The following is a 20,674-nucleotide window of genomic DNA, read 5'->3' on the forward strand; positions in this document are numbered from 1 at the left end:
AGTACATCTTAAATGATTCAAAATTCAAAAAAGAAAGCAGCAAAACTAAATGATAGAAATCAGAGAGTTTTCTTGAATTGCTGCTATTAATCTGTAAGTTATGGCATCCAAAGTATTTTACTGATAAATGGAATTATATATTATTTTAACAAATAATTCTGATTAAGGAAATATTTTTATGTTAAATTTATATTTAATATTGGGTTTCTATAGCTGACCAGTAATTGACTTTTTATATACTTATGGTATGATAGTAACAAAATTAAACTTAATATTAAAAATATTGGTTGCCGGTTGTATCGTTTATTGGGGCTGAGAGGGAATTAAGGCTAATATTCAGAATATGTGCTTATTATTCTTATGCAAATGATACCTTTATGAAGGATTATGGGGGTATTATTTTTGTGTTTTTATATAGTAATTAACTTTAAAAAGCTTAGCTTTTGAGTTTACGATTTATGGGAGGATTATAATGAAAAGAATTATTAACTTGCTGGCAGTATTATTTTTTGTTGTAAGTCTGGCTGCTTGCGGAAATATAAATGACACGGCGTTAAACACTGCCGAAATGAGTCAGGCGGGCTCGGTAACAAATACAAGTGCCGCTTCAGGCACAACGGTTCAAAATGCAAGGTATCCTATGACAATTAAGGATTCTTATGATAGAGAGATTATAATTGAAAAAGAACCGCAGAGAATAGTTTCTGTAGCACCTAATATTACCGAAACGATTTTTGCACTCGAAGGTGGAACAGGCTTAGTGGGAAGGACAGATTATTGTGATTATCCTGCTGAGGCATCAAAAATTGAGTCTGTTGGCACACTACAGGAACCCAGCATAGAAAAAATAGCGGAGCTCAAGCCGGATTTGGTAATCGCTTCCACTCATTTCAGCGAGGATACTCTGGCAAAGCTCGAAGGCTTAAAAATTCCAACAGTAGTATTATACGGTGAAGAAAGCTTTGATGGTGTTTATGCTACTATTTCAAGTGTAGGTAAGATTATTAATAAGGAAGAGAAAGCAAAAAGCTTGATAGCCGGAATGAAGGAAAAAACAGAAAACGTAAAAAAGAGTGTGGAAGGTAGGGACAAGCCTTCCGTATATTATGTCATAAGCTACGGCAAGTCCGGTGATTATACGGCAGGCAAGGATACCTTTATAGGGCAGCTCCTTGAGACGGCAGGAGCTGAAAATGCCGCTGCCGATGTTGCCGACTGGAAATACAGCCTTGAAAGATTAATTGAAAAAAATCCGGATATTATGATATGCCCCTCAATAGGAGGCTATAAGCAAGGACTTGAAGCCACAAACGGCTATAAGGACTTAAGCGCCGTAAAGAACAATAAGCTTTTTGAGATTGATGAAAATCTTATAAACAGACAAGGGCCAAGATTGGCGGAGGGACTTGTTGAGCTGGCTAAAATAATTCATCCGGAAGCCTTTAGATAGGAGCCTTATGTCATATTTCCAAAAAAAACTAAAGTATAATTTGCTGCTGCTGATAGCCTTTGGAATACTTGTATTTATTATGCTGATATCCTGTACTATAGGAATTGCCGATATAGGAATTTTCAATGCCTTGAAGATACTGGTTTCTAAAATTCCGGGCATAGGCTTGCTTATAGGCGGTGACTCAATTAATAGTACTTATAAAATGATAGTGCTGGATATAAGAATGCCCAGAATAGTATTAGCAGCGGCAATTGGTGCAATTCTCGCTGCTGTCGGAGGCTGCTTTCAAGGATTATTCAGAAATCCTATGGCTGATCCATATGTATTGGGAATATCAAACGGAGCAGGATTAGGTGCTGCCATTGCCATTGCTTTTGGTATGGACAGTATTCTCTGGGGCGCGGGAATGGTTCCTTTTTTGGCATTTGCCGGAGCATTGACTACAACTGTGGTTGTATATGCAATTGCAAATGTGGGAGGCAGACTGCCTTCGGCAAACCTTTTGCTTTCAGGTGTTGCTGTCGGCTTGTTTGAGTACTCTCTTATTACTATTCTGATGATTTTAAGAAGAGACAAAATTGAAGGTATTTTTATGTGGCTTATGGGGAGTGTTAATGCGGCAAGCTGGCAGCAGGCAGCTTTTCTGACTCCAATAGCAATAATCGGTGTGATCGCTGTCTGCCTGTTTGCAAGAGATTTAAATGTTATCTCATCCAATGAAGAAACAGCCAGAAGCCTTGGGGTAAAGGTAGAGACTGTTAAAAAGCTTTTACTGGGAGTTTGTTCCCTGCTGATAGCAGTTTGTGTTTCGGTAAGCGGAATAATCGGGTTTGTGGGTCTTGTGGTACCACATTGTGCAAGATTGATTACAGGCTCGGACCATAGGGTTATGCTTCCCTTTTCTGCTATTGGAGGGGCCATTTTTCTGGTAATATGTGATACTCTCGCAAGAAGCCTTATGCCACCCTCGGAGCTGCCGGTGGGAGCTGTTACATCTTTATTTGGAGCACCGTATTTTATATATTTGCTTATTAAATCCAAAAAGAAGGTAAGGCAATGAACAAGGAAACAAAACCGATAGAAGCTAAAAACTTGACATGCTCTCTTGGCGGGTGTGAGATCCTTTCAGGAATAAATTTTACAGTAGAAAAAGGTAAGTTTTACAGTATTATAGGCCCTAACGGGTCAGGAAAGACAACACTTTTACGGACAATAGCCGCTGCTGTCAAGCCTGAAAGCGGAGAATTATTGATAGACAATATTTCCGTATGCGGTTTGAAGGAGAAGGAGCTTGCAAGGAAGCTTTCCTATGTTTCTCAAAATACAAATAGTGACGTTGATTTTAATGTACTGGACTATGTACTTATGGGGCGTTATCCATATCTGGGACTGCTTCAGAGGGAAGGGGAAAATGACCTTGCATATGCCAGAAGGTCAATGGAAATAACGAATACATGGTATCTGCGGGAAAAGAAGCTGGATGAGATAAGCGGGGGAGAACGGCAAAGAGTTGTTGCAGCAAGAGCTTTAACACAGGATACACCTATTATACTTTTGGATGAACCCATATCCCAGCTTGATATACATCATCAGGTTGAGCTTATGGATACCCTTGACAGCATGGTGGAAAAACATGGAATTACTGTTGTTGCTGTTTTGCATGATTTGAATATGGCTTCCCAGTACAGTGATTTTATTATCCTTATAAATAAGGGGAAGGCAGTTAAGTGCGGGAGCCCTGATGAGGTATTAAGCAAGGATATAATTCTGGAGGTGTATGATATGGAGGTACAGATATTAAAGAATCCTGAGACAGACAAGCCCCTTATTATACCGTCAAAATACAGAAAAAGAAGGCTTTGATTTAAAGCTGGCAAGGTGTGAGCAGTGAGCATGGAAATAGTTATACCGCATAGTCTAAAAAAATATTGGGCAAAAATACGGTTGCCGATAGTTCAGGTAAATATCTGAGCTATCGGCAATTTTTTAAAATTAAGCTGATGCTCTCAAAAAATAATAGAAAATGTATATCTCTTTGATTATAAACAAATCATATATAGTAAGGGTGATTACTATCATCGGAAGCCTCCTTGGGTTAAAAACCAGAAAAAAATCAGGGTAAGATTGCACAAAAAACGTGTCGAATATTATTGACTTTTGCATTAATGTGTTATATTATTGAACTGGACATATCAACATAACAATATATTAACATGCTAAGTCGCTTTAAGATAACTTTTAATATACATCATATTTTGATGGAATAGAAGACTCTGCTATTGTAGAATTATTATATTAGCCGGAAAGCATATTCAGAGTAATATGGAATGATTGATGTTCTATTAGGAGGATATTCATGATAGGAATGGTGCCGAAATATTATTTGGTAAAGCAGAAAATAGTGGAAATGATTAATAATGAGGAAACGGGCCCGGAAGGAATGATTCCCAGTGAAAGAGAATTGATGGCGATATTCGGAATAAGCAGAATAACTGTAAAAAAAGCCATTGATGAGCTTGTCAATGAGGGATATCTTTACCGGATTCAAGGAAAAGGAACCTTTGTAAAGAAGGATACCTTAGATCAGGATTTAGTTTCCATAACCAGCTGTACACAAGATATAATAAGGCTGGGAATGACTCCATCAAAGCAGCTTATTACAGCAGAAATTATAGAAGCAGACAAGAATAGAATGAGAAAGCTGCAGCTATGTCAGGGAGACAGAGTTTACAAGGTAAAGCGTGTATATTATGCAAATAAGGAGCCTATAAATTTGACAACCACCTACTTGCCATGCAAGCTTTTTCCGTTTATTGACAGCTATGATTTCGGAGTTGAATCGGTCTACAACATTCTTGAAACAAAATACAGCACGAGGATTACAAAAGCTACAAGGACAATCGAGGCTGTATTGGCTGTTGATGAGGTGGCAAGAGAGCTCAGAATAAAAGAGGGTGACCCGATTCTGCTTTTCAGGGCAGTGACACACGGTATTGTAAATGGGAGGGAAGTACCTATAGAAACCTTCAAGAGTTTTTATAGATCAGATAAATTTAAATTTTATATTAATCAAATTCATGAATAGAATTTAAAATAAAAAGTAAACATAAATTGGAAGTTAAAACATGCCAAAGAGGTAATTTGCTATGGCTTAGCTTTATATACCCAAAAAAGGCATAAGAGCATAGCTTTTTATATATAGATGAAGTCTTAATGTCGCGACTAAGGCTTCGCATAAAAATTAAATTTGGAAGCTACTATAACAGTTATCAAAGGAGAGATTTAACATGAAGAAAAAAAGCCTATCTTTATTGCTTGCACTTGTTATGTTAGTATCTATGGCTTTTACAGGCTGTACAACTAATAATAACGGAGCTAATTCGACAAATACCGGAACCAGCACTGATACCACTAAAGGTAAGGATGATTTGGGGATCGCGCTTATAACCTCTGCGGCAGGAGCTAATGACAAGGGCTATAATCAGTCTGCAATTGAAGGACTTAAAAAGGTCAAGGATGAATTTGGCATAAACTATAAGGTTGTTGAAGCGACAGACGTTCCTGGAAGCTTAACCCAGCTGGCATCAGCAGGCTATAAATTAATTTTTTCTCTGGAATATAATTTTGATGCACTTATAAATGGTGTGGGAGGCAGCAAGTCAATTGCAGAGCAATATCCGGATACTACCTTTGTAGTATTTAATGATAATCCGAATGTTAAGGAAGACGGAAGCGTAAAGCATAAAAATGTGGTATCTGTTTTATTTGATGTTCATGAAGCCTCCTTCCTGGCAGGGGCATTAAGCACTTTGGTGAATGAAAATGCTTCAGCCTTGTTTAATTCAGCAGATTACGCGTTTACCACCGGTGCTGCAGGAAGAAAGGTGGGTTTCCTCGGAGGCTCAAAATCAAATGGTATAACAGTATTTGGTTATGGCTTTGCAGAGGGCATCAACTATGTGGCTAAAGAGCTTGGAGTTAAATATACTTTCTACAGTGATTATAATGCAGGCTTCAGTGATTCGGCTGCAGGTGCGACTAAAGCCAACACCTATTATACAGACGGCGCAAATATAGTATATGCTGTAGCCGGTGCTGTCGGTGACGGTGTGGATGCGAAAGCAAAGGAAGTTAAGAAGCTTTCTATAGAGGTTGATGCAAATAAAGACAGTAACCAGCCCGGTTACGTATTGACAAGTGTTTTAAAGAATACTGAAGTGCCTGTTTATGAGATTTCGAAAAATTACAAGGAAAATACATTGGATCAGATAAACGGTAAGGTTTTGAGCTATAACCTTGCATCCGGTGCAACAGGAATTACTGATTTAAGTGTAATTGAATCCAAAATAGCAGCTTCGGGAAAAGCAAAGTGGGATGAAATAAAAGCAAAATTGGATACTATTGCAGATAAGATTGCAAGCGGTGAAATCAAAGTAACAAATGCTCAGGCAGGAGAAGCCTTCGATAAAGCAAAGCTTGAAAATCTGAATATGCCGAACGACTAATAAATATGTTTCTTATGTTTCTAATGTATTCAGCTTGCTGAATGCATTAGAAACAGTAATCCGAGCCGTAGCTCCGCATAATTTGCTTAAAGGCTTAATGTAATATGTATATCAGTGGCAGAAAGTGAATAACTCAATTTTTCCGGTAAAAATTGCAGGTGCTTAAACTTATCAATGGAAAGTAAGGCTGAAAATATTAATAATTACAAGTAATTATTTTGCTGACAAACCATTGATAAGTTTGAGCATCGATAAACTTTTTATGTGGTAATGCTGAGTAAATAAAATAAACCAGAATGAGGGCGGCCAATATGTACGCGATAGAAACTATCAATCTGACAAAAAAATTTGGCGATTTTGTTGCTAACGATAATATAAGCATAACTGTCAATAAAGGAGAAATTACTGCAATTGTAGGTGAAAACGGGGCGGGGAAAACAACCTTGATGAATATGTTTTTTGGATTGCAGCGCCCTACAAGCGGTGAATTGATAGTAGATGGGAAAAAAGTTGCTTTTAATTCTTCGTTAGATGCCATTAACTGTGGCTTAGGAATGGTACATCAGCATTTTAAGCTGGTTCCCAGCCTGACCGTATATGAAAATATTATGCTTGGTGCAGAAATAACCAGAAAAAAGAGCCCTTTAATCGATAAAAAGGTCGAAAAAAAGGAAGTTCAGAAAATAATAGAAGAATATAAATTCGAATTACATGCCGACGATGTTGTAGAAAATATCTCTATTGGTGCAAAACAGAGAGTGGAAATTTTAAAGATGCTGTACCGCAACGTGGATATTCTTATATTTGATGAGCCTACGGCAGTATTAACACCTCAGGAAGTGGACGAGCTTTTAATCAGCTTCAAGGAGCTTAAAAATCAGGGTAAGACAATTATATTGATTACTCACAAGCTTCGTGAGGTTATGGAAGTAAGTGATCAGGTAATTGTAATAAAGAGAGGCAGGATTATAGGAAGCAAGGCTACAAAGGATACAGATGCAAAAGAAATAGCAAGGATGATGGTTGGCCGTGAAGTTGTTATGAATGTTAACAAGGAATACAAGGATTCAAGTAAAAATAAAACTGCGTATTCTGTAAAGAACATATCTACAAAAAATAATTCGGGCAAGAAGGTTATTGAAGATATAAGCTTTGAAATAAAAGAAGGAGAAATACTAGGTGTGGCAGGAGTGGAAGGCAACGGACAGAGTGAGCTTGTCAAGGTATTGTCTGGTCTTATGGTAGCCACCGAGGGAGAGGTTTATTTATATGATAAAAACATAACCAACAAATGGCCGGATGAGCTGCGCAGTTCGGGTGTCGGGATAGTTCCGGAGGATAGATATGCTCAAGGCCTTTGTAAGGATATGACTATATATGAGAATATGATAGCCGGCTATCATAGCGATGATAAGGTATGCAAGAACGGAATAATGCGCAGAAACGAAATTGAAGGCTTAAGTGACGGCCTTATTGAGAAGTATGATATCAGAGTAGCTGAAAAGAATGGAAATGTTTCACAGCTTTCGGGAGGAAATGCCCAAAAGATTATTGTAGCAAGGGAGTTTGATTCAAATCCTAATGTATTAATAGTAAGCCAGCCTACCCGAGGAGTCGATATAGGGTCAATTGAGTTTATTCATAATAAAATCCTGGAATTAAGAAATGAAAACAAAGCGATTTTGCTGGTCTCAAGTGAATTGACGGAAATAATGAATTTGAGTGATAGGATTATAGTTATGTATAAGGGCAGAATCGCAGGAGAAGTAGATGGGAAAAAAGCAACCAGTGCTCAATTGGGCCTACTAATGGCAGGAATGGCCGCAGACTAATATTGATAAGAGGTCAATTATGAAAAAAAATGACACAATTTTAAAAAATATATTTAATGTTGTATTCCCGGTAGCTTGTGCCTTTGTATTAGGAGGGATTTTAATTGCTGCAATAGGGGAGAACCCTTTTTTAACCTATTGGGTAATGATTCAGAAATCCCTGTTCAGCGTGGATGGGCTTCTGAAAACATTGCATTTTGCATCCCCGTTAATTTTAACAGGGCTTGCAATTGCAATAACCTTTAAGGCAAATATTTTTAATATGGGTGTTGAAGGTGCAGCTGTCTTGGGGGGATTTTTTGCATGTGTAGTCGGTTTTACAGTAAAAGGGCTGCCAACTGTGCTTCATATTGCAGTGTGCTTATTGACAGGTATTGTTGTCGGCATGTTATTTTCGCTGATACCGGCACTTCTTAAAGCATATTTTAATGTTAACGAGATGGTTGTGACTCTGATGATGAATTATGTGGTGGTTGAAATAGTAAAGTTTCTTTCGCAGGGTGTGTTTAAGGATCCGTCATCAGGATATGTTTCAACTTATCCTATTTTAGACAGTGCAATGTTCAAAAAAATATTTAATTCTGATTTAACTGTATTTTTCTTTATAGCGCTGCTTGTTTTTGCGGTTATGTACGTTGTATTTAAGAAATCAAAGCTTGGGTATGAAATAAAGGCTATCGGAAAAAATCCTGAATTTTCAGAGGCTACCGGTATGAGAGTAAAAAATAAAATAATAATTATTATGCTTATAAGTGGTGCTATCGGGGGCTTAGCAGGATCAGGCTTCCTCATGAGCGAAAAGTACAGGTTTACCATGGATTTTTCGGGAAGCCCGGGACTGGGCTGGGACGGTATGCTTATTGCACTTCTGGGCAGCCATAATCCTGTTGGAATACTGATTGCAGCTATATTCTATGCGGCATTGAAAACAGGAAGCGAGTATATCGGAGTGTTTACCAATGTCCCGAAGGATATTGTAGGTGTTATTCAGGGACTTCTGATATTGCTTCTTTCTGTGAAGTTTTTAAATGAAAGGTTTAGATTTTCAAATAAAATAAGGTTTTTGTTTAAGAAATCTTCAAAAACAGACTTTAATAAATAGAGGTAGATGATTATGAGCTTATTGAGTAGCATTTTGTATGACATGGTTTATCATAGCGCTCCGTTAATTCTGGCTGTGCTCGGCGGGTTGTTCGCACATAAAGCCAATGTGCTGAATATAGGCCTTGAGGGTATGATGCTTATGGGTGCCTTTAGCAGTACACTTTTTGTATTTCTTACAGGAAGTCTGTGGGTTGGGATTTTGCTAAGTGTGTTAGTTACACTTATATTGGGTTTGATATTCTCGTTTTTCGGCATAACAATGAAAAGTAATTTTATTATTACAGGTTTTGGAATTAATATTTTTGTATTGGCCCTCAGCTCGTTCATTCTTAAATATATGCAGATGGCAAATATCAATGTCAGCTCAATTGTAGATGTAACAGGCTTGAAAATAAATATTCCTGTTATAAAGGAGATACCTCTTCTGGGGAGCCTTCTAAGCGGACATACTGTAATTACCTATTTAAGCTTTATACTGATTGCAGTTACAAGCATTGTTATGTATAGCACCAAATTTGGCGTATATGTGCGGGTCGTGGGAGAAAATGAGGAGGCTGCAAAGTCGGTAGGTATTAACAGTACTACTGTGAAGTATGCCGCAGTTCTTATAGGAGCAGCGCTTTGTGCTTTCGCAGGAGCAAATCTGGCTGTTGAAAGAATGGCTCTGTTCACAAATAATATGACGGCAGGCAGAGGCTTCATAGCTATTGCTGCGATATATTGCGGGCAGGCTAGGCCGCTCAAATCCTCTATATATGCCATTATATTCGGACTGGCAAAGTCACTGGCTATAAATCTGGCATTGTTTGCAGGACCTATTTCCGGACTGTTTGAAATGGTACCATACCTTATGATTGTAATAGTACTGTTTATAGTTTCCGCAGTTGAGACCCGTCATAATACTATAAGGGGGTTTAAGCTTGAATAATACTGCACTTATTGTTGTTGATATGGTAAAGGATTTTACAGACCCGGAGGGGCTGGTGTTTTATCCTCAGAACAGAGAGATATTGCCAAATATAAAGCGTGTTCTTGATGAATGCAGAAAACATGATATTCTGGTGATTTTTATGCAGCATAGCTACAGAGCCGGTAAGTTTGATAAAAATCTTGTGAATATGAGGTCTAATTGTATTGAAGGTACAGGCGGAGATGCTATCGACCCTATGCTTGAGGTAAATTCCGAAAAGGATTATGTTATCAAAAAAAGGCGTTACAGCGGATTTTTCGGAACTGATCTGGATATGGTTTTAAGAGAAAATAATATAAAGAATGTAATAATTGTAGGCACAAAAACAAACTGCTGTATAAGAGCTACCGTTACGGATGCATATTATCTGGATTATAATCCTATTGTTGTATCTGACTGCGTAGCAACAAATGATGAAGTGGTAAATCAGGTTCATTTGACAGATATAAGGAAATATTTAGGCAAGGTAGTTACTTCACAGGAGCTTTTTGACCTCATGGATAAAGGGGGGCTTGCATAATGAAATACGATGTTTTAATAAACGGCTATATAAGCTTGGACAGAATAATAAAAACAACAACTCCGCTAAGATACGGATATACTTCACTTGTGGAAAACAGCGATAATGCGCGGATTCAATATGGCGGGTGCTCCACAAATATTGCATACCTTTTAGCAAAGTTAAACATGAAGCCTCTTCCGCTTATACGGGTTGGGGAAGAAGACTACAGGGAAACAGGAGTTTATGATTATCTGGAGAAAGCCGGAGTCTGCATGGAAGCAGTTGACATAGTACCTGAGGAGACCACCTCAAACTGCTATCTTATTGCAGATTCGGAAAATAATCATATTACAATTTTTTATCCCGGTGCTATGCATGGGAAATATTCTAAAGAGCTGAATTCTGAATTCTTTAAAAATGCCGGGATAGGTGTTATGACTGTGGGTTCGTATGAAGACAATGCGGAATTTTATAAGCAGTGCAAAGCGGCAAAGGTGCCTCTGGTATTTGGTATGAAATGTGATTTTGATGCCTTCCCGGAACCTTTTTTCAGGCAGGTTTTGCTTTCAAGCAATATTATCTTCTGCAATGAGGGTGAGCAAGGCGAAATCATGAGGATACTTGGGCTGAAGGATATAAAGGAATTATTTGACAAGGCGGATACTGAAATTATTGTTACTACCTTGGGAAAAAAGGGGAGCATGTATCATCATAAAACAGATGAAGGAATAAAATCAGACAGTATCACTGCCGCCGAATTTGGAAGGGTAGTTGATACGACAGGCTCGGGAGATGCTTTTATGGCAGGCTTTCTGTATGGATACCGCAAAGGAAGGGATATTAAGGATTGCTGCAGAATGGGCAGCGTTCTCTCTTCATTTATTATAGAAAAGGTTGGATGTACGACAAATGCTCCTGATGAAAAGGAATTTTTGGAGCGTTTTGAAAAATTTACAGAAGAGGAAGTGAAATAGCATTTTGGAGACTTTATACTCAAAAACAACTGAAAAGGATATAGCAAAATATGTGCTTTTTTCAGGAGATCCATGGAGAGTGGAAACAGTTGCAAAGCAGCTGGAGGATGTGAAGCATATAGCCTTTGCAAGGGAATTCAACACTTATACGGGATTTTACAAGGGAGTCAGAATTACTGTCACTTCCACAGGTATAGGAGCACCTTCCGCAGCTATCGCAATGGAGGAAATGTATCAGTGCGGAATGGAGGTCGCGGTAAGAATGGGAACAACAATGGGCCTTAAGGATGATATGCTGGGCAAGCTTCTGATTTCAACAGGCGCCATGAGAGAGGAGGCAACCAGCAAGACATATGTACCTGAGTCATATCCTGCTGTTGCCGATATTGAGCTGATTAATTGCATGAATAAAAGCACTCTTAAAAACGGAAGGCAGTATATAAATGGTATTACCTGCTCAATGGACGGTTTTTACAGTCAGATGAGAGATTCAAGGCTGTCGGAAGAAATGAACCGAGATATTGGAGAAACCTTTGCAAGGCTCAAGAAGTATAACATTTTGGCTGTGGATATGGAATCCAGCTGTATGCTTACGCTTGCAAACCTTATGGGAATAAAAGCCTGCATTGTAACTATGACAACTGTTCTTGAAAACCTGAAGGACTTCTTGAAGGGGGAGGCAAGAACACAATCCGAGATTGATTTATGTAAGATAGCTCTTGATGGGATTGCAATTTATGACAAAGGGGTGGCGGATATATGAAGGGAATAAAATTTGGTGATAAAAGTCTTGTAATCGGAATGGTGCATTGTTTGGCACTGCCGGGTACGCCTGATTTCTGCGGTGATATGAAAAAGATAACCGAACAGGCGGTCAATGATGCTATAGCGCTTGAGAAATCAGGTATGGATGCGATTATTATAGAAAATATGGGAGACAATGTTTTCGGAGTTAATATGGATATGGAGCAAACCTGTGCACTTGCGGCAATCAGCGCAATTGTGGCTCAAAAGGTTAATATTCCGATTGGTATTGATGCGGCTATGAATGACTATGCGGCAGGCTTATCCATTGCAAAGGCTGTGGGTGCGGATTTTATAAGAGTACCTGTTTTTGTGGATACTGTTGAGTTTTACGGAGGAATTATAAAGCCATGTGCAAGAGATGCCATGAAATTCAGAAAAAATCTTGATGCCGGGGATATTAAAATATTTGCGGATATTCAGGTTAAGCACACTCATATGGTGCTTACGCATGTGAGCATTGAGGATTCGGCAAGAGCGGCGCAGGACTGCGGTGCAGATGCTATTATTGTAACCGGAACTCATATAGGCGTTGAAACTCCTATTGAAATTATTAAAAGAGTTAAAAAGGTTGCAAGAATACCGGTTATTGCAGGCAGCGGAGTAAAGGCCTCCAACATAAAGGAACAGCTTGCTATAGCTGACGGTGCCATAGTAGGCTCAAGCCTGAAGGAAGGCGGGAAAATATCAAATCCTGTTTCACTTGAGCTGTGCACAGAGCTGATAAAAGCATTTAAGGCATAAGAAGCAGAATTATTTTAAAGGACATTATATAACTAAAACATAAGCAAAGGGATGAAGAAATTATGATGAGACCAATGAAGCTTGCAGGAAGTCAGCTGATGTTTGGCGCAGGCTCACTTGAGCACTTGAAAACTTTAAAAGGCAGCAGGGCAATAATTGTAACCGGCGGCTCAAGCATGAAAAAAAGCGGTATTTTGCAAAAAACAATAGATTATTTAAAAGAAGCGGGAATAGAAAGTACGGTATTTGAAGGTGTTGAACCTGATCCTTTATTCAGTACGGTGTACAGAGGCGCAGAGGCTATGAAGCAGTTCCGGCCTGATATAATCGTGGGACTCGGAGGAGGATCGGCAATGGATGCCGCCAAGGCTATGTGGGTATATTACGAGCATCCCGAATTAAAAACTCTCAGTGATATCGTAGGGAAAAAGCCCTTTCCAAAGCTCAGAAATAAAGCGATACTGGTTTGTATACCTTCAACCAGCGGCACAGCCAGTGAAGTCAGCCGCTCGGTAGTAATAACCGAGGATGGCACTCATGTAAAATTTGGTATAGGCGATATGGAAATGATGCCCGACATAGCAATTTGTGATCCCGAAGTGACGGTTACAATGCCTCCTAAGATAACGGCGGAAACAGGTATGGATGCACTGACACACGCATTGGAAGCATTAGTATCAAACAGAGCCAATTATTTAAGCAATATATTGGCAAAGAGTGCGGCGAAGGATATCATAGAAAATCTTCCTAAGGCTTGCAGAGAGGGTGATAAAATCCAGTACCGGGAGGCTATGATAAATGCGTCAATGGCTGCGGGTCTGGCATTTACCAACGTTTCACTGGGTATTGTGCATTCTATGGCGCATACTTTGGGCAGCTTTTTCGGTATTTCACATGGATTAGCCGATGCCATACTCCTTCCTTTTGTTATGAAATTTAATTCTGCGGACATTTCTGCGTCGGATATTTACTCAAAATTGGCGGAGGAGCTTGGGAAGAAGGATTTAATCAATGTCGTTGAAGGATTGAACAAAGCAATAAGTATTCCTGCATATATATCCGGTGTAATGACTGATGAACAGAAGTATATGGAGAATCTGGATGCAATGACTGATATGGCTCTGAAGGACGGCTGTACAAAAACTAATCCTGTCATACCTACAGCAGAGCAGATGAAGGCGTTGTTTATACAAGTATATAAAGCATAATTACAGGAAACTTTAAAAATTTTTGCCGTGAGGCACATGGAGGTTAATGTGAAATTAATTTGTTATTTGTCTAATGGATATCCGACCATAGAAGCAAGTATAAATATGGCGAAGGATTATATAGAGGCAGGCTGTGATATTATTGAGGTGGATTTTCCTTCGTCTGACCCTTATCTTGAGGGGGAATATATCGCAAACAGGATGAAAGAAGCGCTTACAGCTTGTAATGATTACAGCAGGTATATGGATGGTATCATAAAAATAAAAAGCAGTCATCCGAATACAAAATTTATACTTCTTGCATATGAGAATACTATTTTGGAAATAGGGCTTGACCGCTTTATAAGCTTTTGCACAGATAATAGTATGACGGATTTGATTTATGTTGGAAATAATAATGAAGAGGTAAAAAAGAAAATGATACAGAGCGGAATTAAAATTTCCTGCTACATTCAATTTCATATGGATGAAGAGGAAATTAATTCTGCGGTTGAGTCAAACGGATTTGTTTATATGCAGGCGAAGCCTACAACAAACAATATTAATCCTGGATTTCCTACATTGAAGCACTGTATAGACCATCTGAAAGGCTTAGGTATTAACAGAGAGATATATTGCGGTGTGGGTATATATTCGCCTGAAGATATACAAATGGCAAAGGAAGCCGGGGCCGACGGAGTTTTTGTAGGGAGCACAGTTCTGAAGCTTCATACGGATATACCAAGGATGAAAGAAACAATTACTCTTTTCAAGAAAACTTGTGAAGAATAGAGCTGGTTTTTGAGGCTTTCCGACTGCAAAAATAGATATGGCTGTTACGTGGACAAAGCTGGAGCCTGAAAAATAGGTTGTTCCGGCTTTGCCTATTTTGAGGGATATAAGGGTTTCTAAAATTTATCTGATTAAATGGACTTGCATATTTTATAACAATATGATAGAATACTTAGTTGTATGTTGAATATGAATATATTTTACATCCTTGCTCTGTACTCGAGTGACAGAGCCGTTAAGTCCGAGGGGAGGTGACCAGTTATGTTAAAGAAGTATGAAACTATCTTTATTATTAATCCAGAGGTTGGAGAAGAAAATACAAAAGCTCTTGTTGAGAAGTTTAAAGCTTTGATTGAGGCTTCTGCTCAGATTGAAAGCATTGATGAGTGGGGTAAGAGAAAGTTAGCTTATGAAATCAAGGATAAGAACGAGGGTTATTACGTTCTTGTGAATTTTTCATCAAGTCCGGAGTTTCCTGCTGAATTAGAGAGAGTGTATAAAATCACTGAAGGAATTCTTAAGTATATTATAATAAATAAGGATTAGTAGGTGGAAATATGAACAAAGTTATTTTGATGGGCAGACTTACAAAAGACCCTGAGCTAAGGTATACCAGCGGTAATAATACTGCGGTTGCCAGTTTTACGCTTGCTGTAAACAGACGTTTTGCGCAAGAGGGTCAGCCTCAGGCTGATTTTATAAATATCGTCGCATGGAGTAAGACTGCGGAGTTTTGCGGAAAATATTTCACAAAGGGTCAGCAGGTAGCTGTTGTGGGACGAATACAGACCAGAACTTGGGATGACAATGAGGGCAAACGCCACTATGTTACCGAAGTAGTAGCAGATGAGACTTATTTTGCAGACAGCAAAAGAGGCGGAGATGCCGGCGGTAATTTTGGCGGTACAGCACAGAAGACTTATTCGGATGCACCTGCGGCCTCAGGTGATGGTTTTTATCCAATGGATGAGGATGACGAATTGCCATTTTGATATGGTATTTTGATTAACATAAGCAATGCTGTTTTTTGTATTGCTTTGTTTGTGAAAATGTAAATTATTCGGTTATTTATAAATGATAATAAGCACTGCGGGGTTGGTGCTTGAAAGGAGAAATTTAAATGCCAGGACCTAAGAGAGATAACAAAAGAAATGACAGAGATTCTTATGATAAGGGCGAAGGGAAAAACGGCATGAGAATGAGAAGAGCTAAAAGAAAAGTTTGCTCATTCTGTGTTGATAAGGCTACTGATATAGATTATAAAGATGTTGCAAAAATCAGGAAGTATGTTTCTGAAAAAGGCAAGATTCTTCCCAGAAGAATATCAGGAAACTGTGCAAAACACCAGCGTCAGTTAACAACTGCAATAAAGAGAGCAAGACATATTGCTTTGCTCCCATTTACTACAGACTAAACTTATATAACAGCAATAGAGATACCGTTGGAGTATATTCTGACGGTATCTTTTTATGACAGCATATAAAAACCGCCTGCACCTCTGTGTACTGCAGCCGCGCCAGCTTAGCTATTTCCGTAAGCCTCAACCATACATAAAAAGTCATATATGGGTTTTAACTCTTTGAAACCTTTTATTAATACCTCAGGAAGTTCTTTTGAAAAGGCAAGCTCAAAATCATTCTGGACGCATTCAAAATAAATATTTTTTCTGTCCAGCCATGCTCTGAGATTTTCCGGCTGAGAGGGGAACTTGCTTCTTTTGTACATTTCTCCTCCAAGAACAAATTGCTTCTGTGATTCATAGTATTTTAACGCTTTCAAAAAGAGAGGGTGACTGTTTGTAATCATATCCCGCATATTGGACATAGAGCTCGTCTGAGCACCATAGTAGCCGATGCCATAGCTTGACCCCTTCTGATTCAGTTCGAACCAGTAGCAGGGAGATGTTGAAACAGCGCTTTTGTCTCTCAGAAAAACAAACCAGACATTATCTCTATACATGGTTTTATCTTTAGTAAAGCGTGTATCTCTTCTAACCCTTGAAAGAATCTTGGAGGGAATGGTTATTAACTGGCTGTCGATTTCCGCAATCGTGGGAGCTACCTCAGTTATAAGCTGCACGAAAGGGTTGTATACTTTTTCCTTGTAAATATCCTTGTGGCTGTCATACCATTCTTTATTATTACGCATTTTGTTTTCAAAAAGAAACTTTAATACATCTGAATTAAAACCGCTAAAGCTCATGTTTTTTGTCTCCGTTCAATTTAATATCAAACCATTTTAATAAAGCTTTCCATAAGTTTTATAATCTACTTATATTATAATTCTAACAAAAATTTTAAAAAAATAAAACACCTGTTCTTATAATTTCATAATTTCAAAATCCAAACCAACGAGAAATATAACTAAATATTAGCATAACCTCATATCCCCGCATTTAAAAGCTTTTTGACTAAGGAGGCTTAAAAATGATAAATGGATTGTCAAATTTAGAATGTATTTGCTGATTTGAGGAATAATAGGGGTGTAAATTTTATGCCGAAAAATCGTGGAGGTTAGCGTGGAAAATGCGAAGTTTACATTTTGTGCATTCATCGTTCTCTTCGCATATCAAAAAGCTTCGAGCAGCTTTTTGTGGATTTATACACTTTTTCTTTACTATTTATGTCGCCAGCAATACTGGCGAAATGGAGGTTAGCATGGAAAATAAAAATAAAGGTCTGTCTGCATGGCAGCTTACAATGATGGCATTAGGAACTGTAATAGGCGGCTCGTTTTTTGTAGGCTCTTCAATAGCTATTAACGCTGCCGGTCCTTCTATATTGATTTCCTATATAATAGGAGGAGTACTTGTTTATTTTATATTAAGTGCTTTATCTGAATTGACGGTTGCAAACCCTGATTCAGGATCGTTCAGGACCTTTGCGGCGCAGGCTTTTGGAAAAGGTGCAGGATTTATAGTAGGATGGGTTTATTGGACTGGAATGGTTTTTGCCATGTCAAGTGAGGCAACTGCTGTATCAATACTTATTAGAGAGTGGATTCCAAATATATCTTTGACTGTATTAGGAAGTATTATTATAATAAGCATTACGCTTCTCAATCTATTGGGGGCTGACAAGCTGAGCAAGCTGGAAAGCGGACTTGCCGCAGTCAAGCTTTTGGCCATAGCTTTATTTATAATTTTGGCAATTCTATTGATTATAGGATTTATACCCGGAATTGCACAGGTAGGAATGGGGGAACTTGCATCTGAGCCATTAATGCCGGGAGGAATAAAGGGAATTGCCGGGAGTATGCTTATTGTCATGTTTTCATATGCAGGCTTTGAAGTAATAGGCTTAGCTGCATCAGAATCAAAGAATGCAAAAAGGACAGTTCCCAAAGCGATAAACTATACAGTTATATGCCTTGTGGGTTTTTATATAGTTTCGGTTGGCGTAATGCTGCCGTTAATTGCTACGGCGGATTTGAACTCGAAGGTGAGTCCGATGGTGACAGCGCTTAACAGATGGGGAATAGGCTGGGCAGGGACGGGTATAAATATTGTCCTGATTACTGCAATACTTTCTACGATGCTGGCAGCAATGTTCGGAATAGGAAGAATGATAAGGTCGCTGGCTGATGAAGGACTTGCACCTAAGCTATTAATAGACAAAAAGGAGGTTCCGAAGCGTGGAATACTTTTCTCGGGATTTTTTATGCTTATGGGGTTAGGATTCGGTATGCTGGTTCCTAAGGTATATCTGTTTTTAACAAGCTCGGGAGGCTTTGCTTTGCTGTTTACCTACGCTGTAATTATGGGTACGCATATCCGGTTACGCAGGAGAAATGGCTGCCCGCCTGATGGGAAATGCCAGATGAAGGGGTTTCCATATACCTCTTGGGTGGTTTTAATCAGCCTGACGGCAATAATTTTCAGTATGCCGTATATAGACGGGCAAGGAACAGGGCTTGTTGCAGGTGTAATTATGATAGCTGTATATTCCTTGCTTTATGTTGGGATGAGAGCGGTATCTTCCTTTCCTAAAAACAGGCTTTCTGTTAAAAGTGTTTATAAATCAGATTTTTTAACAGAAGCTTCAGATGAACTGACATCCTTTGAAGATAAAAAGGATGATGGCATAATAAAAAATGAAAAGGATAATCTAAAAGAAAATAATAATAATGAAGAATAAAGCAATGGAATTGAGGAAACATAAGGGTTTCAGCTGTAATGTCCGTATGAAAAGCTGAAAAGGACTGTTAATCTTAAGCTATTAATGATATTATATATTCAGGTAATTTATGTAAGAGGCTTCTTTGAAATCAAGGTTTCGAAAGAAAGGTGGAAGTTATGGAGAATAATAAAGAGACTGTCAGTGCGGATGAAAGATTAGAAACTGAAAGACAGAATGCTGATAATTGGGTGCCTTTAACAACGGCGGAAAATGAATTTGAGTTCAATATTATTAAGGCAAAGCTGGAACAGAATAATATTATTTGCATTGGAAAGGGCAAGGATTACGACTTGCTTGACAGCGGGCTGTTACAAATTGTTCTAGGGCCTTGTATTCCTATTGAGGTTATAGTCCCAAAGGAAATGTATGATGAAGCACTACAGATTATAAATTTGAAGGTAAGTGACGAGGAGCTCGAAGAACAGGCAATAAATGCCGGTCAGGAAGAATCCGGCGAAGGATAAGTATTACAGCTGAATGTGGTGTATGGCTTCAGAATGATATCCCGACGGCTTAGGCTTCTTGGGTGATAGTAATTGGCTTTTACAGTTGGAAATGTTGAGAAAAAATGATATTATATATTACTGCAGGGATAGAATTTAGATACATGTCAAAATGCGGTGGCTGCTTCATTCGGTTTTTCTGTTATTTTTTACAAACCGGGTTTTTTTATAGTTTCATTATATTTTAAAAGAGTAATCAGGTGTGAAGGTTAAATTATAAAAACTAATAAGGATGGATATAAGAAAAGGATGAATAGAATTTTAGGCTTTTTAGGGCCTCAAGGTACTTTTTCACACGAGGCGGCCCAGTCGTATATTGATTCACGTGTAAAGAATGAACCAATGAATAAGGCATATCTGCTAAAGGATTTTTATACAATCAGGGAAGTTCTTTTGGGTTTGAAAAATAATGAAATTGATGAGGCAATAGTACCGATAGAAAATTCGTTGGAGGGAGCGGTTAACGTGACCTTGGATATACTTGCCGAAGAAGATGGGTTGTATATTGTTGACGAACACATAATTCCTATTAATCTTAATCTTGTGGCGAAGGAAGGGACATTGCCAAAGGACATAAAAGTAATAATCTCACATCCGCAGCCGCTGGGCCAGTGCAGAAACTACCTTAATGATACCTTTCAAGCTATTGTTCAGCTGGAGGAAAGCAGCACTTCGAAGGCGGCCCAAAGAGTGGCGGCGGGAGACGGTACATATGCTGCCGTTGCGTCAAGCATTGCAGCAAAGATGTATGGGCTTCAGATTTTAAACAGCAATATTCAGGATGCTAAAAACAACTATACCAGATTTGTTGTGCTGTCTAAGGCTATGAAGAATAAAACCGGAAGGGATAAAACGTCTATAGTTTTTTCTACGGAAAACAGACCGGGCAGCTTATACAAGATATTGGATATATTCAGCCTATGGGATATAAATATGACCAGAATAGAGTCCAGACCGGCAAAAAATGTGCTGGGCCAATATATCTTTTTTATTGACATAGACGGGCATATCAATGAGCAGGATGTTTCGGATGCACTTACCATGGTAAGGAGGAAAACCTCATTTTATAGATTTATTGGGTCGTATCCGACTTTTGATTGTCCCTATGATGTATAATAAAGAAACA

At 38.6% G+C, this 20,674-nt stretch carries 21 protein-coding genes; 20 read left to right on the forward strand and 1 reads right to left on the reverse strand.

Annotated features, from left to right (window positions below; all coding sequences use genetic code 11):
* Positions 1-472 precede the first annotated feature (472 nt).
* From LY28_RS04400 to rpsR, 17 genes are all read left to right on the forward strand, one after another.
* On the forward strand, positions 473-1,450 hold the full coding sequence (locus LY28_RS04400) for an ABC transporter substrate-binding protein (protein WP_110460967.1): 978 nt from the start codon (positions 473-475) through the stop codon (positions 1,448-1,450).
* 7 nt (positions 1,451-1,457) lie between these two features.
* Positions 1,458-2,513 (forward strand): FecCD family ABC transporter permease, encoded by a 1,056-nt coding sequence (locus tag LY28_RS04405; RefSeq protein WP_110460968.1) that lies wholly within the window; start codon positions 1,458-1,460, stop codon positions 2,511-2,513.
* On the forward strand, positions 2,510-3,316 hold the full coding sequence (locus LY28_RS04410) for an ABC transporter ATP-binding protein (protein ID WP_110460969.1): 807 nt from the start codon (positions 2,510-2,512) through the stop codon (positions 3,314-3,316). Before LY28_RS04405 ends, LY28_RS04410 begins: the two co-directional genes overlap by 4 nt.
* A gap of 493 nt (positions 3,317-3,809) precedes the next feature.
* Positions 3,810-4,538 carry a GntR family transcriptional regulator gene (locus LY28_RS04415; RefSeq protein ID WP_110460970.1) on the forward strand — a complete coding sequence of 243 codons (729 nt, stop codon included), beginning with the start codon at positions 3,810-3,812 and terminating at the stop codon, positions 4,536-4,538.
* Between the two features lie 202 nt (positions 4,539-4,740).
* Positions 4,741-5,958 (forward strand): BMP family lipoprotein, encoded by a 1,218-nt coding sequence (locus LY28_RS04420; protein WP_110460971.1) that lies wholly within the window; start codon positions 4,741-4,743, stop codon positions 5,956-5,958.
* A gap of 311 nt (positions 5,959-6,269) precedes the next feature.
* On the forward strand, positions 6,270-7,790 hold the full coding sequence (locus LY28_RS04425) for an ABC transporter ATP-binding protein (RefSeq protein ID WP_110460972.1): 1,521 nt from the start codon (positions 6,270-6,272) through the stop codon (positions 7,788-7,790).
* A gap of 19 nt (positions 7,791-7,809) precedes the next feature.
* A complete protein-coding gene (locus LY28_RS04430) occupies positions 7,810-8,892 on the forward strand; it encodes an ABC transporter permease (RefSeq protein WP_110460973.1) in 1,083 nt (360 codons plus the stop codon).
* A gap of 12 nt (positions 8,893-8,904) precedes the next feature.
* Positions 8,905-9,822: an ABC transporter permease gene (locus LY28_RS04435; RefSeq protein WP_110460974.1), complete on the forward strand. Its 918-nt coding sequence runs from the start codon at positions 8,905-8,907 to the stop codon at positions 9,820-9,822.
* Positions 9,815-10,384, forward strand: coding sequence for a cysteine hydrolase family protein (locus LY28_RS04440; protein WP_110460975.1), 570 nt, complete (start codon positions 9,815-9,817; stop codon positions 10,382-10,384). Before LY28_RS04435 ends, LY28_RS04440 begins: the two co-directional genes overlap by 8 nt.
* The gene (locus LY28_RS04445; RefSeq protein ID WP_110460976.1) at positions 10,384-11,340 is read left to right on the forward strand and encodes a carbohydrate kinase family protein; all 957 of its coding nucleotides are present in this window, start codon (positions 10,384-10,386) and stop codon (positions 11,338-11,340) included. The genes LY28_RS04440 and LY28_RS04445 overlap by 1 nt, the downstream gene beginning before the upstream one ends.
* A 4-nt stretch (positions 11,341-11,344) precedes the next feature.
* Positions 11,345-12,103: a nucleoside phosphorylase gene (locus LY28_RS04450; RefSeq protein ID WP_110460977.1), complete on the forward strand. Its 759-nt coding sequence runs from the start codon at positions 11,345-11,347 to the stop codon at positions 12,101-12,103.
* Positions 12,100-12,888 (forward strand): BtpA/SgcQ family protein, encoded by a 789-nt coding sequence (locus LY28_RS04455; RefSeq protein WP_110460978.1) that lies wholly within the window; start codon positions 12,100-12,102, stop codon positions 12,886-12,888. Before LY28_RS04450 ends, LY28_RS04455 begins: the two co-directional genes overlap by 4 nt.
* Positions 12,889-12,950: 62 nt before the next feature.
* A complete protein-coding gene (locus tag LY28_RS04460; protein WP_110460979.1) occupies positions 12,951-14,096 on the forward strand; it encodes an iron-containing alcohol dehydrogenase in 1,146 nt (381 codons plus the stop codon).
* 48 nt (positions 14,097-14,144) lie between these two features.
* Positions 14,145-14,867, forward strand: coding sequence for a tryptophan synthase subunit alpha (locus LY28_RS04465; RefSeq protein WP_110460980.1), 723 nt, complete (start codon positions 14,145-14,147; stop codon positions 14,865-14,867).
* Between the two features lie 261 nt (positions 14,868-15,128).
* The gene (rpsF, locus tag LY28_RS04470; RefSeq protein WP_110460981.1) at positions 15,129-15,413 is read left to right on the forward strand and encodes a 30S ribosomal protein S6; all 285 of its coding nucleotides are present in this window, start codon (positions 15,129-15,131) and stop codon (positions 15,411-15,413) included.
* An 11-nt stretch (positions 15,414-15,424) separates the two neighbouring features.
* The gene (locus LY28_RS04475) at positions 15,425-15,859 is read left to right on the forward strand and encodes a single-stranded DNA-binding protein (protein WP_110460982.1); all 435 of its coding nucleotides are present in this window, start codon (positions 15,425-15,427) and stop codon (positions 15,857-15,859) included.
* 128 nt (positions 15,860-15,987) lie between these two features.
* Positions 15,988-16,281, forward strand: a complete 294-nt coding sequence (rpsR, locus tag LY28_RS04480; protein ID WP_110460983.1) for a 30S ribosomal protein S18 — start codon at positions 15,988-15,990, stop codon at positions 16,279-16,281.
* Between the two features lie 107 nt (positions 16,282-16,388).
* On the opposite strand, the gene LY28_RS04485 is transcribed toward rpsR, so the two are convergent.
* Positions 16,389-17,069, reverse strand: coding sequence for a DUF2461 domain-containing protein (locus LY28_RS04485; RefSeq protein WP_110460984.1), 681 nt, complete (start codon positions 17,067-17,069; stop codon positions 16,389-16,391).
* Between the two features lie 455 nt (positions 17,070-17,524).
* Between LY28_RS04485 and LY28_RS04490 the strand changes: the two genes are divergently transcribed.
* The 3 genes from LY28_RS04490 (at position 17,525) to pheA (ending at position 20,664) form a co-directional block, all read left to right on the forward strand.
* A complete protein-coding gene (locus LY28_RS04490; protein WP_110460985.1) occupies positions 17,525-19,003 on the forward strand; it encodes an amino acid permease in 1,479 nt (492 codons plus the stop codon).
* 158 nt (positions 19,004-19,161) lie between these two features.
* Positions 19,162-19,509 carry a putative signal transducing protein gene (locus LY28_RS04495; RefSeq protein ID WP_110460986.1) on the forward strand — a complete coding sequence of 116 codons (348 nt, stop codon included), beginning with the start codon at positions 19,162-19,164 and terminating at the stop codon, positions 19,507-19,509.
* Between the two features lie 288 nt (positions 19,510-19,797).
* Positions 19,798-20,664: a prephenate dehydratase gene (pheA, locus tag LY28_RS04500; protein ID WP_110460987.1), complete on the forward strand. Its 867-nt coding sequence runs from the start codon at positions 19,798-19,800 to the stop codon at positions 20,662-20,664.
* Positions 20,665-20,674: the final 10 nt, after the last annotated feature.

Source organism: Ruminiclostridium sufflavum DSM 19573 (genome assembly GCF_003208175.1).
Lineage (GTDB): Bacteria > Bacillota > Clostridia > Acetivibrionales > DSM-1351 > Ruminiclostridium > Ruminiclostridium sufflavum.

Bases quoted from the DNA above. Each gene is read 5' to 3' on its own strand.
- LY28_RS04400 (WP_110460967.1), top strand. From the start codon at position 473: ATGAAAAGAATTATTAACTTGCTGGCAGTATTATTTTTTGTTGTAAGT.
- LY28_RS04405 (WP_110460968.1), top strand. From the start codon at position 1,458: ATGTCATATTTCCAAAAAAAACTAAAGTATAATTTGCTGCTGCTGATA.
- LY28_RS04410 (WP_110460969.1), top strand. From the start codon at position 2,510: ATGAACAAGGAAACAAAACCGATAGAAGCTAAAAACTTGACATGCTCT.
- LY28_RS04415 (WP_110460970.1), top strand. From the start codon at position 3,810: ATGATAGGAATGGTGCCGAAATATTATTTGGTAAAGCAGAAAATAGTG.
- LY28_RS04420 (WP_110460971.1), top strand. From the start codon at position 4,741: ATGAAGAAAAAAAGCCTATCTTTATTGCTTGCACTTGTTATGTTAGTA.
- LY28_RS04425 (WP_110460972.1), top strand. From the start codon at position 6,270: ATGTACGCGATAGAAACTATCAATCTGACAAAAAAATTTGGCGATTTT.
- LY28_RS04430 (WP_110460973.1), top strand. From the start codon at position 7,810: ATGAAAAAAAATGACACAATTTTAAAAAATATATTTAATGTTGTATTC.
- LY28_RS04435 (WP_110460974.1), top strand. From the start codon at position 8,905: ATGAGCTTATTGAGTAGCATTTTGTATGACATGGTTTATCATAGCGCT.
- LY28_RS04445 (WP_110460976.1), top strand. From the start codon at position 10,384: ATGAAATACGATGTTTTAATAAACGGCTATATAAGCTTGGACAGAATA.
- LY28_RS04455 (WP_110460978.1), top strand. From the start codon at position 12,100: ATGAAGGGAATAAAATTTGGTGATAAAAGTCTTGTAATCGGAATGGTG.
- LY28_RS04460 (WP_110460979.1), top strand. From the start codon at position 12,951: ATGATGAGACCAATGAAGCTTGCAGGAAGTCAGCTGATGTTTGGCGCA.
- rpsF (WP_110460981.1), top strand. From the start codon at position 15,129: ATGTTAAAGAAGTATGAAACTATCTTTATTATTAATCCAGAGGTTGGA.
- LY28_RS04475 (WP_110460982.1), top strand. From the start codon at position 15,425: ATGAACAAAGTTATTTTGATGGGCAGACTTACAAAAGACCCTGAGCTA.
- rpsR (WP_110460983.1), top strand. From the start codon at position 15,988: ATGCCAGGACCTAAGAGAGATAACAAAAGAAATGACAGAGATTCTTAT.
- LY28_RS04485 (WP_110460984.1), bottom strand. From the start codon at position 17,069: ATGAGCTTTAGCGGTTTTAATTCAGATGTATTAAAGTTTCTTTTTGAA.
- LY28_RS04490 (WP_110460985.1), top strand. From the start codon at position 17,525: ATGGAAAATAAAAATAAAGGTCTGTCTGCATGGCAGCTTACAATGATG.
- LY28_RS04495 (WP_110460986.1), top strand. From the start codon at position 19,162: ATGGAGAATAATAAAGAGACTGTCAGTGCGGATGAAAGATTAGAAACT.
- pheA (WP_110460987.1), top strand. From the start codon at position 19,798: ATGAATAGAATTTTAGGCTTTTTAGGGCCTCAAGGTACTTTTTCACAC.